General features: G+C 75.7%; 2 protein-coding genes. Both read right to left on the bottom strand.

The features are described 5' to 3' along the window. Positions 1–300: GntR family transcriptional regulator (locus B7767_RS36155; protein ID WP_143652826.1), on the bottom strand; the 300-nt coding region annotated here is incomplete at its 3' end. A 23-nt stretch (positions 301–323) separates the two neighbouring features. Next, positions 324–1,055 carry a B3/4 domain-containing protein gene (locus B7767_RS36150; RefSeq protein WP_085575731.1) on the bottom strand — a complete coding sequence of 244 codons (732 nt, stop codon included), beginning with the start codon at positions 1,053–1,055 and terminating at the stop codon, positions 324–326. Positions 1,056–1,175: the final 120 nt, after the last annotated feature.

Genomic DNA, 1,175 nt, shown 5'->3' with positions numbered 1-1,175 from the left:
CGCCGCGACCACCACCGTGCCGCCGCGCCGGCGCCCCTCGACATGGCCGTCCTCGGCGAGCCGCCGGTACGCCTCGGTGACCACGCCCCGGGAGACGCGCAGCTCGGCGGCGAGCACCCGGGTGGCCGGCAGTCTGCTGCCCACGGTCAGCCGGCGGTCGGTGATCGCCTGCCGCAGCCGCCCGGCCAGCCAGTCGGCCTTGCCGCCCGAGGGCGCGTCCTCGGGACGTAGTTGCAGGAAGTCGGAGCCGTGTGCCGCCGTACCGCTCGGCTGTCCTTCCCTCTCGTTCACCGCACCCATGGTGCCACCGGTGCCACGCACCACTACGGGGCCGCCCGGGTGCCGGACAGCGGCTCGTCGCTGAACGTGAACTCCCGTGCGGAGGGGGTGAGAAGGGCCGTCGCCGGGGTGACCTGCCAGTGCGCGGTGAGTTCCCGCGCGATCGTCCGCAGCGCCTCCGCGACGGTGTCCGCTCCGCCGTCGTGCACGGCTTCCACCACCACGAAGATCCGGCTGGTGCGGTCGCCGACCGCGGAGTGGCCGCTCTGCCGGTTGGTCCAGCGGCGGGCGTGCGCCCGCCCGGCGGAGTCGGCGTACGTCACCTCGCCGGGTGCCGGGTGTTCCGTACCGCCGCCGAAGGTCGTGTACTCCTCGTCACCGCGGGCGTGGCGCACTTCGAGCAGCGGGCCGGTGACGCGGTCGGCGTCGAGCACCGCGACCGGGACGGCGTACGCGACGGAGATCGCGTTGCACAGGTCGACCACCGGGTGGATGCGCGGCAGTGTCCCTTCCTTCCGCAGCCGCCGCAGCAGGGACTCCGAGGCACACCGGTACCGGGTCGGCTTCAGTCCCATCCGGGCGAAGCCCCGGCGCCAGGCGAGCACTTCGGGGAACCGGCCCTCGGGGGCGTCGGCCAGCCGGGCCAGGGCGCGGGCGGTGTACTCCGCGACGCGCGGGCCGACGTCGGCCGCCCGGCTGACGCCGGTGGTGTGGAGCGCGCCCACCGCGAGCTGGGGGTGGTCGGACCAGATCGCGTCCGCGTGCCGGAAACGCATGTCACGCCACCGCCGTTCGTGCGCCCGGCCCCACGAAGCGGACGGCGAACACCCGGCGGACGCCGGTCATGATCCGGGGGCGGGCCGTCAGGCGGTCGCGCACGGCCGCGGCGCCCATGC

Source organism: Streptomyces sp. 13-12-16 (genome assembly GCF_002114215.1).
Lineage (GTDB): Bacteria > Actinomycetota > Actinomycetes > Streptomycetales > Streptomycetaceae > Streptomyces.
This window is presented reverse-complemented; position numbering and strand designations above follow the sequence as displayed.